Genomic DNA, 10459 nt, shown 5'->3' with positions numbered 1-10459 from the left:
GCGGTGCCGGTGCCGCGGTCCAGGGATGCCGCCCGGGCACAGTGCGGGATCGTCCCAGCGGCCGGCTGTGGAGCCGTTGGCGCCGGCGGTGCGGTAGCCGTAGCGGTCGAACAGGGTCGGTGCGCGGAAGCCGGTATTGGCCGAACCGCGGAACATCAGGGCTTTCGAAGGCTCGTAGCGGAAGCTGATCTTTGGATTGAAGGTATTGCCGAAATCGCTGAAGTAGTCGTTGCGCGCGGCGACGTTAAAGTTGAGCTGCCTGGTGAGCGGGATATCGAGTTCCGCGTGCACCGCCGCGACATTGCGCGCGCCTTCGCCGCGGGCGGCTGCGGCGTTGACATAGGTGACGGAATTGACGATCGGCAGCCGTTCGTCGCGCGTGGTGTCGCGATGGAAGTCGGCGCCCACGGCGAGCGCCAGCGAGCCGCCGCCCAGTTGCATCAGTTCGCGGCTGCCGCCGATGTCGATTCCGGAGAAGGTACTCTGCGAGTCGCGGTTCTTCTCGCCGTCGACGGAGATGCTTTCGAGGTAGGCCAGGCCGGCCGCGTCCTGCAGGCCGAACGGGTTGAGCGAGCCGTTGAGCAGGCCGGCGTTCAGGCCCGCGCCGGTGACGTAGCCGTCCTGGTATTCATTTTCGCGGGTGCTGACGCCGTGCGTCAGGCCGGCCTTGTAATCCCAATTGCCGATGCGGCCTTCGCCGACCACCGACAAGCGCTGGTTGACTTGTGTGTCCTTGGTTGCGGCAAGGCCCAGGTCGGCCACGCTCCAGGTCACGAACAGGGGCGCGCCGTTCAGTCCAGGCATGGCCGGCACGCCGCCGCTGCCGCCCGGGTACCACTTGCTCGAAGCTGGCAGGGTGGCGGCGACGCCGTTGACGGCGACGCTCTGGGTCGGGTTGCGGGTCGAGATGATGTGCGACTGGCCGCGCAGGTAGTCGACGGTGAGGGTGTGGTCGTCCGCCAGCTGCTTGGTGCCGCGCGCGTAGAATGTGACGCGCTGGTTTTCGTACAGCGCCGCGCCGTATTCCTGGTTTTTGAGGATACAGGTGTTGCCCGCGCCCTGGATCGAGTACGGCGCCAGGCATCCTCTGCTGTAGTAGGGGTTGGCTGCGGTGCGGTTGGCGGTGGTGGTGAAGTTGGCCGGCGAGGCATAGCCGCCGCGCGCGAGCGTCGGCGCGCGGCCGATGCTGGCCAGGATTTCCGGAGTCGAGAGTTCGGCACGGTCGCGTGCCATCAGGGCGCTGCGCTGGTGCGCGTCGACGGTCGCATACAGGTTCCAGCCGTCGGTCGCCAGGTTTCCCTTGCCGGCGGTGAAGCTGAGGCGCTGTTCGTCGCCGCCGCCGTCTTTTTCCGGCTGCACGTATTGGGCCGTGGCCGACGCGCCTTCGTAGCTGCGCTTGGTGATGAAGTTGACCACGCCGCCGATCGCGTCCGAGCCATAAATGGAGGACGCGCCGTCGCGCAGGATTTCCACCCGCGCCAGTGCGCTCATTGGGATCACTTCCAGGTTGGCGTAGCCGTCGGCGATCGCCTCGTTGGCCAGGCGGCGCCCGTTCAGCAGCACCAGGGTGCGGTTCACGCCCAGTCCGCGCAGGTTGATATTGGTGCCCGAGCCGGCGTTCGACGGCGCCAGCGAGGCCGATTGCGGCAGCGCCATCATCACGTCGGCCAGCGTGGTCATGCCGCGCTGGGTCAGTTCCTCGGCCTTGAGCGTGGTAACCGGCAGCGACGCTTCGCTGGCCAGGCGCTTGATGCTCGAGCCGGTGACTTCAACGCGCTGAATCGGCGATTCGGTTTGCTGGGCCGAGGCCTGCTGCGTCATCGCCAGCACCGCCAGCGAGACCGAGGACAGGACGAGCGATTTTTTGGTGACTGATTTGCCTGGGTACTTCATGTGATCTCCTATTTATCGTTTCTAATTCAGTTCCGAGCTGGGGCTGGGCGTTTCCGAGACACCTCGCGTGTCCGGTGCCACTGCGACGGGAGCCGGTATCTTCCGGCCTGGGTCGCGCGTGGGGATGATGCTGTTGCAGTAATGGTTGCCTGGGTATCCGTGTCATCCGCGCGAGAAGGTACGGGTAACGCGTTCAAGGTGGCCGCGCATCGCGCTGCGCGCTCCGGCGGGGTCGCGTGCGACGATCGCTTCGAGGATCCTGCGATGGTCGTTCAGCGTCTCCTTGCGCAGCTGTTCGGTCTGGAAGTGTTCTTTCAGGCGGTGCCACAGGTTGCCGCGCTGGTCCCACAGGTGGGCGACGCTGCCTGCCAGCGCGCTGTTGCCAGTGGCGCGCGCGATCGACATGTGGAATTCTCGGTCCGCCAGTTCGTTGCTGTCGTAGTTGTCGTGGTTCTGTTCCATGTCGAGCACCGCTTTCAGGATGGCGTCCTTGGCGCTGTCGGTCGCCACGCGGGCGGCGATCGCGCAAATTTCCGATTCAATCAGCCGCCGTGCGGCCAGCACTTCGAACGGCCCCGGGCCGGCTTCGACGGCGGCGGGAACGGCCAGCGCCGCACTGACATACACACCCGAACCGCCGCGCACTTCGACCAGCCCGCCCAGTTCGAGCGCGATCAGCGCCTCACGCAGCGAGGCGCGGCTGACCGACAGGCGCGCGGCAAGTTCGCGCTCTGGCGGCAGGCGCGAACCCTGGCCGATCTGCTCCTCGCGGATCAGCGCTTCGATGCGGCTGGCGACTACCCGGTACAGCCGCGTTTCGGGGTGCTGAATGTCCTGCTCAACTGTAATTTTTTTCGACATGGTTGACCGCATGTGGCGTTTTGGTCAGTCCATTCTAAATTGGTTCGACCAAATTCTCAAGGTGGACTAGCCAGATTTTTTTATTGGTGGCATACTAAAAACCACAGAACGAGCCCGGAAGCGCTGCAAATCACGGGCAATCCCACTCACGACAGCCACTAACCTGAGGGCCAGCCCGGCCCCGACAAAGCGATGACAACACCTAACGACACTCCGCGCTATATACGCATGCACGCCAACGACAACGTGGCGATCGTGGTCAACGACGGCGGGCTGCGCCCTGGCGCCGTATTCGCCGACGGCCTCGAACTGCACGAGGCCGTGCCGCAGGGGCATAAGGTAGCCCTGGCCGACCTGGCCGAAGGCGATCCGGTCATCCGCTATAACGTCACCATCGGTTTTGCCGCCCGTCCTATCAAGAAGGGCAGCTGGATCAATGAGGCGGTGCTGCGCATGCCGGCCGCGCTCGACCTGGGCGGCCTCCCGATCGCCACCCGCAGCGCGCAGATGACGGAACCGCTGGAGGGCTTCACCTTCGAGGGCTACCGCAACGCCGACGGTTCGGTCGGCACCCGCAATATCCTGGCCATCACCACCACGGTGCAGTGCGTGGCCGGCGTGGTCGAACATGCGGTCAAGCGCATCAAGGCCGAACTGCTGCCGCAGTATCCGAACGTCGACGACGTCGTCGGCCTCGAGCACACATATGGCTGCGGCGTGGCGATCGATGCACCGAATGCCGACGTGCCGATCCGCACGCTGCGTAATATCAGCCAGAACCCGAACTTCGGCGGCCAGGCCATGGTGGTCAGCCTGGGCTGCGAAAAGCTGCAGCCGGCACGCCTGTTCCCGAAGGGCTCCATTCCCATCCTGAGCGGCCGCGAGCCGGCCACCGTGTGCCTGCAGGATGCCGGCCACGTGGGCTTCCAGTCGATGATCGATTCGATCATGGCGACCGCGCGCGGGCAGCTCGAACAGCTCAATTTGCGCCGGCGCGAAACCTGCCCGGCGTCAGACCTGGTCGTGGGCGTGCAATGCGGGGGCAGCGACGCGTTTTCCGGCGTGACCGCCAACCCGGCGGTCGGTTACGCCACCGACCTGCTGGTGCGCGCCGGCGCTACCGTGATGTTCTCGGAAGTGACCGAAGTGCGCGACGGGATCGACCAGCTGACCGCGCGCGCGGCCGACGCCGAAGTGGCCGCGGCGATGATCCGCGAAATGGCGTGGTACGACAGCTACCTGAAGCGCGGCGGCGTCGACCGCAGCGCCAACACCACGCCCGGCAACAAGGCCGGCGGGCTGTCGAACATCGTCGAGAAGGCGATGGGGTCGATCGTCAAGTCGGGTTCCAGCCCGATCGTCGGCGTGCTCTCGCCTGGCGAAAAACTCACCCGCAAGGGCCTGATCTACGCCGCCACCCCGGCCAGCGATTTCATCTGCGGCACGCTGCAGCTGGCGGCCGGCATGAACATCCACGTATTCACCACCGGCCGCGGCACGCCCTATGGCCTGGCCGAAGTCCCGGTGATCAAGGTCGCCACGCGCGACGACCTGGCGCGGCGCTGGCATGACCTGATGGACGTGAACGCCGGCCGCATCGCCAGCGGCGAGGCCACCATCGAGGACGTCGGCTGGGAACTGTTCACGCTGATGCTCGACGTCGCCAGCGGCCGCAAGACTTGGGCCGAGCACTGGAAGCTGCACAACGCGCTGACGCTGTTCAACCCGGCTCCGGTGACCTGATCCGCCGCCGCGCCGCCATGCCGGCACCCGATTCGTAGTTCCCTGAACCCGTTTCCGAGGAGAGAAAATCGTATGAACCTGCCGATCAATCGTTTCAAGCGCGCCATCAAGTCCGGCGGCCCGCTGCAGGTGGGCCTGTGGTCCGGGCTGTCCAACAATGTCACTGTCGAAGTGCTGGCCAACGCCGGTTTCGACTGGCTGCTGCTCGATACCGAGCATTCGCCCAACGAGCTGCCGATGGTGTTTTCACAGCTGCAGGCGGCGGTGCTGGGCACGGCGCATCCGATCGTGCGGCCGCCCTGGAACGACACCGTCACCATCAAGCGCTACCTCGACATCGGCGTGCAGACCTTGCTGATTCCCTTCGTCCAGGACGCCGATGAGGCGCGCCAGGCGGTGGCGGCGACGCGTTATCCGCCGCTGGGCGTGCGTGGCTATTCGGCCGCGGCGCGCGCTTCGGACTATGGCCGCGTCAAGGACTACCCGAAGGTGTGCGAGGACGAGCTGTGCGTGCTGGTGCAAGTAGAGACGCCGCATGCGCTGTCGAACATCGAGGCCATCGCCGCGGTGGAAGGCGTGGACGGCATCTTCATCGGGCCGGGCGACCTGTCCGCCGCGATGGGCCACATCGGCAACCCCAAACACCCGGAAGTGGTGGCGGCTATCCAGGACGCCATCGGCCGCATCCGCGCCAGCGGCGTGGCTGCGGGCATCCTGACCGGTGACGAAGCGCTGGCCCGCCTGTGCATCGAAGCCGGCTGCAACTACATCGCAGTGGGCAGCGACATCTCCATCCTGGCGCGCGGCGCGGAAGTGCTTGCGGCCAGATTCACACAAGCCCGTCCCGACGCATGACGCCGGCCCGGGAATAAGAATCACCATAACTAGAACCACGAGACAGCCATGCCACGAGAAACCGCAACCCTGCAAGCAATCGGCACTTACAGGTGGACCATCTGTGCCCTGTTGTTTTTTGCCACCACGATCAACTACCTCGACCGCCAGGTCCTGAGCCTGCTGGCGCCCGACTTGTCGAAGGAGTTCGGATGGTCCAACACCGATTACGCCAACATCACCGCCACCTTCCAGTTCGCGTACGCGATCTCGATGCTGTTTGCCGGGCGCGTGGTCGACAAGCTGGGCACCAAGGCAGCGTTTATCGTGGCGATCGTGGTGTGGTCGTTCGGCGCCATCCTGCACGCGGCCGCGGTGCCGATGGGTACAGGCGCGGGCGCGTTGCTGACCGGCCTGGGACTGGCGGCGGTGCCGGCCTCGATCCTGGGCTTCATGATTGCGCGTACCGTGCTGGCGATAGGAGAGGCGGGCAACTTCCCGGCGGCGATCAAGGCCACGGCCGAATACTTTCCCAAGAAGGACCGGGCGTTCGCGACCGGCATCTTCAACTCCGGCGCCAATGTGGGCGCGGTGCTGGCGCCGATCAGCGTGCCGCTGATCGCGGCAGCCTGGGGCTGGCAGGCCGCCTTCATCATCATCGGCGCGATCGGCTTTGTCTGGCTCGGCCTGTGGATGGTGTTCTACGACAGGCCTGAAACGCAGAAGCGCCTTGGCGTTGCCGAACTGGCCTATATCAGCAGCGACGACGCCTCCCTGCCCATCGACGCACCGGCCGGCAAGCGCCTGGGCTGGCTGGCGCTGCTCGGCTATCGCCAAACCTGGGCTTTCGCCTTCGGCAAATTCATGACCGACGGTGTGTGGTGGTTCTTCCTGTTCTGGCTCCCGAAATACCTGTCGGCGCAGTACGGCATGAGCAGCAGCGCGATCCAGATGCCGCTGGCGATCCTGTACAGCATGACCATGATCGGCAGTATCGGCGGCGGCTGGTTCCCGACCTGGTTCATCAACAAGGGCGCCTCGCCCTACGACGGCCGCATGAAGGCCATGTTCGTGATCGCGCTGTTCCCGCTGACGGTGCTGCTGGCTCAGCCGCTTGGCTACATCAGCTTCTGGGTGCCGGTGCTGTTGATCGGCGTGGGTGCCGCGGCGCACCAGGCCTGGTCGGCCAACCTGTTCACCACCGTGTCCGACATGTTCCCGAAGCGCTCGGTGGGTTCCGTGGTCGGAATCGGCGGACTGGCCGGTGGCCTCGGCGGCGTCCTGATCACCAAGATCGGCGGCTGGCTGTTCGATTATTACGGCGCGCTTGGCCAGATCAAGACCGGCTACACCATCATGTTCGCCGGCTGCGCGGTAGCCTACCTGATCGCGTGGAGCGTGATGAAGATGCTGGTGCCGCGCTACCAGGAAATCCGCGAGCCATCGGCATGAGATTGACGTTCGAACGAATCGGGCCGGCGCGCTGCGTGGTCGGCGAAAGCCCGGTGTGGAGTGTGGCCGAGCAGGCATGGTACTGGGTCGACATCGTGGCCCGCACCATCTGGCGGCTGGACGCCTCCACCGGCGTGGCCAGCAACTGGATAGCCGATGAAATGGTGGCCTGCCTGGCGCCGAAGGAAAGCGGCGGGCTGATCACCGGCATGGAGAGCGGCTTGTTCAGCCTTGCACTGGAGGAGGGCGGCGCGGTAAACCATCAGCGCCTGGCCCGGCCTGCGGAGCTTGGCGCGGGCATGCGTTTCAACGACGGCCGCTGCGACCGCCAGGGGCGCTTCTGGAGCGGCACCATGTTCATGGATATGGCGGCCGCCCGCCCGAATGGAAAGCTGTACCGATATTCGGCGGAGGAGGGCCTGTCCCAAGCTTTCGTCGAGCAGTTGCTGACGCAGAACGGGCTGGCGTTTTCGCCGGATGGGCGCACGATGTACCTGTCCGACTCGCACCCGCTGCGCCAGCGGGTGTGGGCGTTCGACTATGACACCGGCACCGGCACGCCTTCGGGTCAGCGCCTGTTCGTCGACATGCGCGCCTATCCGGGCCGGCCGGATGGCGCCGCGATCGACAGCGACGGCTGCTATTGGGTGTGCGGCAACGACGATGGCTGCATCCTGCGCTTCACGCCGGACGGACGGCTGGACCGCAAGCTCGAGCTGCCGATGGCCAAGCCGTCGATGTGCAGCTTTGGCGGTCCCGGCCTCGATACGCTGCTGGTCACCTCCATCAGCGCCGGACAGGATCCCGCCGACCCGTGGGCCGGCGCCACCATCCTGGTGCGCCCCGGGGCAACCGGCATCGCCGAAACGCCCTTTCGTGGCTAAGAGCGGCTAACAAGACCGCTCGACGTACCGCCAACAGATGAGCAAGCAGGCGAGAGAAAGAAAAGGTTGATCGATATCTGTACGGCGCTCGCAGCGGATGCGCAGTCTGCGAAAGCGATGAAGCCAGCCAAGGGGGCGCTCAACAACCCAACGCCGGCGAGCAAGTCTTTCGCGCCGCGACGCCATAAGGTGCAATACGAACGCGGTAAGGTTGAGGACATGCACGCCATCTTAACGCGTAGGCCGCGACGACCTCTGTGCATGTGAAATGTAGGTAATGTGTACGTCAGCTTTCGTTAAGGGTTGTCCGATGTCGGCCGCTTCCACAGACCTGAATTGATGCGCGCAAGCGTTCCCGGCCGGCGTTGGGCAAGCCCCGAAGGAGGAAACCGCGGGAAGTTTAGTTGTCGTCAGCCTTTGTCATAGGCTATGGCGATTTGACCGGCGCCGTTGGCTGGGAAGGTGCCAGTTGGAGCGGGCGAGTTGGCATCGATGGCGTATATAAGACCTGAAACGGTCACGGGGGGCGTCGCCTGTTCGGTGGTTAATCGATTGAAATTGAGACGCTGCGGCAGGACAGGCAAAGGAGCTCCGCATCGGTTTTGGCCGACGGTCGACGCGCTTGTGGCGCAAGCCTATGTTGTCGTTGTCGCTCATGGAGGTGCTCCCTGGTGCCGTGCTGGTGCCTGAATTGCTTTGATCGGCAAGAAGATGGCGGTGATCGCCATCGGCGCGCCGCAGTGCCGGCAAATGAACATCGTCGAATTGCGCTCGACAGGCTGTGTGTCGACGGCGGGCGCCGGGACGCGCAGTAATGCGCGCGCCCTGGCCAGGTTGGCCTTGCGTCCCGCGTTGGCGAACAGCCCGTAGTGCCGGATCCGGTGGAAGCCGCTGGGCAGGACATGCAGCAGGAACCGGCGCATGAACTCGTCGGCGCCGAGCGTCATCGTCTTGTGCATCTGATCCTTGGCACGGTAGTCCTTCCAACGAAATGTCACGCCGCGCTCGTCCATGGCGACAAGCCGCCGGTTCGAGATTGCGACTCGATGCGTGTAGCGGGACAGGTAGGCCAGCACCGCCTCGGGCCCGGCGAACGGACGTTTGGCGTAGACCACCCACTCGCAACGCCGCAGCGGCGCCATCCAGCGCGCGAAGGCGGTCGGTTCCGTCAGTGCCGCATGCTCGCCGAGGAAACGTAACTGGCCGGCGCGATGGGCCGCGCCCAGCGCTTCGAGGAAGCGCCGCCGGAACAAGCGCGAGAGCACGCGCACCGGCAGGAAGAATCCCCGCCTGCAGGCGACCCAGCGCTCGCCGTCCTGCGACAGGCCGCCGCCGGGGACGATGCCGTGCACATGGGGATGGTGGGTCAGCGCCGAACCCCACGTGTGCAGCACCAGTGTGGCGCCGATGCGCGCGCCCAGGTGCTTGGGATCTGCGGCGATGGTACACAGCGTCTGCGCCGCGAGCTCGAACAGCAGTCGGTAGAGTACGCTTTTGTTGTGCCAGGCGAGCGCGGCGACCGTCGCCGGCAGGGTGAAGACGACATGATAGTACTCGACCGGCAGCAATTCGTTGCGGCGCGCTTCAAGCCAGCGGCGCGCGGCGCCGGCCTGGCACTTCGGGCAGTGGCGATTGCGGCAGGAGTTGTAGGCGATGTCGACGTGTTCGCAGGTGTCGCAGCGCAGCGCGTGCCCGCCCAGCGCCGCGCTGCGACACTGCTCGATGGCCGACATGACTTGAGCTGGCCCAGGCTCAGGTGTCCGCGTTGGGCTTGTCGCAGGCCGGACCGTGGGCGCGGAAGATGTCCGCGACCTCCAGGTCGGGGTGCTCCATGGCGCCCCCTATGCCGGCTGCAAGGTGTCGAGCGGGCTGATACTTCGCGCAATAGATCGGTGGCGACCTGGGCGTACAGCGCGGTCGTGTCGAGCCGCTTGTGGCCGAGCAGGGTCTGGATCACCCGGATGTCGACCTTCTGCTCCAGCAGATGGGTGGCGAAGCTGTGGCGCAAGATGTGCATGGACACGCGCTTGTCGATGCGCGCCAGGTCGGCGGCGGCGTGGATGGCGCGGTTCAGCTGCCGTACGCCGAGCGGGTCGACGGATTCTGTCCGGGGAACAACCAGCCGCCGTGCAGATCTTGCCTTCGGCACGTGCCGTCCTCCACCAGGCACGCAGGCAGTCGAGCAGCGCCGGCGACAGCATGGCGTACCGGTCCTTGTGCCCCTTGCCTTGTTCCACGCGCAAGACCATGCGCCCGCTGTCGACATCGGTCACCTTGAGCCCGACCACTTCGCTTGCGCGCAGGCCGGCGCCGAGCGACCGACAATGCCGCCCGGTACTTGGGACTGCACGCCGAGGCGATCAGGCGCGCGGCTTCGTCCCGACTGAGCACTTGGGGAAGTTTGCGGGGAACCGGTACGGGATGCATCCTGGCCATCAGTTCGGGATGGTGGACGGTGACTTCGAAAAAGAACTTCAATCCGGTGATCGTCACGTTCAGGGCGTTCGACGTGAAGCCTTGTTCGACCAGGTGCAATTGGAACAAGCGCAGATCCTCGCTCGTGCGGTGTCGGGCGGGCGGCCCAGGAAGGCGGCCAGCCGCCGCACGTGCAGCAGGTAGGCCGATTGGTCTTGGGTGCGAGCTTGCGCATCCGCATGTCGTCGATCATGCGTTGGCGCAGCGGGGTGATGGCTTGAGTCATGATGCTGCTCCTGTTGGAATGAGGCCGATTGCCTCATTAACCAACATAGGAAACAGTTTAGAATTGCATCAGAAACCCCTGTCGACGACGA

6 protein-coding genes and 3 pseudogenes are annotated in these 10459 nt (G+C 65.4%); 4 read left to right on the top strand and 5 right to left on the bottom strand.

Features of this window, described 5'->3' with window-relative positions; genetic code table 11:
* A partial coding sequence (locus tag D3872_RS07775) for a TonB-dependent receptor plug domain-containing protein (RefSeq protein WP_119810244.1) occupies positions 1-1893 on the bottom strand: 1893 nt, incomplete at its 3' end.
* 162 nt (positions 1894-2055) lie between these two features.
* On the bottom strand, positions 2056-2754 hold the full coding sequence (locus tag D3872_RS07770) for a FadR/GntR family transcriptional regulator (protein WP_119810243.1): 699 nt from the start codon (positions 2752-2754) through the stop codon (positions 2056-2058).
* Positions 2755-2946: 192 nt separating this feature from the next.
* Between D3872_RS07770 and garD the strand changes: the two genes are divergently transcribed.
* From garD to D3872_RS07750, 4 genes are all read left to right on the top strand, one after another.
* Positions 2947-4497: a galactarate dehydratase gene (garD, locus tag D3872_RS07765; protein ID WP_119810242.1), complete on the top strand. Its 1551-nt coding sequence runs from the start codon at positions 2947-2949 to the stop codon at positions 4495-4497.
* Positions 4498-4569: 72 nt separating this feature from the next.
* Complete coding sequence (locus tag D3872_RS07760; RefSeq protein ID WP_119810241.1) at positions 4570-5352, top strand: aldolase/citrate lyase family protein; 783 nt, start codon at positions 4570-4572, stop codon at positions 5350-5352.
* A gap of 48 nt (positions 5353-5400) precedes the next feature.
* Positions 5401-6783 carry an MFS transporter gene (locus tag D3872_RS07755; protein WP_119810240.1) on the top strand — a complete coding sequence of 461 codons (1383 nt, stop codon included), beginning with the start codon at positions 5401-5403 and terminating at the stop codon, positions 6781-6783.
* Positions 6780-7667, top strand: coding sequence for an SMP-30/gluconolactonase/LRE family protein (locus D3872_RS07750; RefSeq protein WP_119810239.1), 888 nt, complete (start codon positions 6780-6782; stop codon positions 7665-7667). The genes D3872_RS07755 and D3872_RS07750 overlap by 4 nt, the downstream gene beginning before the upstream one ends.
* Before the next feature lie 6 nt (positions 7668-7673).
* On the opposite strand, the pseudogene D3872_RS07745 reads toward D3872_RS07750, so the two are convergent.
* From D3872_RS07745 to D3872_RS26975, 3 pseudogenes are all read right to left on the bottom strand, one after another.
* A pseudogene (locus tag D3872_RS07745) lies at positions 7674-7865 on the bottom strand (transposase); the annotation flags it as partial.
* A 455-nt stretch (positions 7866-8320) separates the two neighbouring features.
* Positions 8321-9500, bottom strand: a pseudogene (locus D3872_RS07740) (IS91 family transposase).
* Between the two features lie 8 nt (positions 9501-9508).
* A pseudogene (locus D3872_RS26975) lies at positions 9509-10368 on the bottom strand (tyrosine-type recombinase/integrase).
* Positions 10369-10459: the final 91 nt, after the last annotated feature.

The organism is Massilia cavernae (genome assembly GCF_003590855.1).
Classification (GTDB): domain Bacteria; phylum Pseudomonadota; class Gammaproteobacteria; order Burkholderiales; family Burkholderiaceae_D; genus Telluria_A; species Telluria_A cavernae.
Note: the sequence above shows the minus strand (reverse complement) of the source record. Positions and strands in the feature narration are given on the sequence as shown.

Excerpts from the sequence above, each read along its gene's own strand:
- D3872_RS07760 (WP_119810241.1), top strand. The coding sequence starts at position 4,570 with ATGAACCTGCCGATCAATCGTTTCAAGCGCGCCATCAAGTCCGGCGGC.
- garD (WP_119810242.1), top strand. The coding sequence starts at position 2,947 with ATGACAACACCTAACGACACTCCGCGCTATATACGCATGCACGCCAAC.
- D3872_RS07770 (WP_119810243.1), bottom strand. The coding sequence starts at position 2,754 with ATGTCGAAAAAAATTACAGTTGAGCAGGACATTCAGCACCCCGAAACG.
- D3872_RS07750 (WP_119810239.1), top strand. The coding sequence starts at position 6,780 with ATGAGATTGACGTTCGAACGAATCGGGCCGGCGCGCTGCGTGGTCGGC.
- D3872_RS07755 (WP_119810240.1), top strand. The coding sequence starts at position 5,401 with ATGCCACGAGAAACCGCAACCCTGCAAGCAATCGGCACTTACAGGTGG.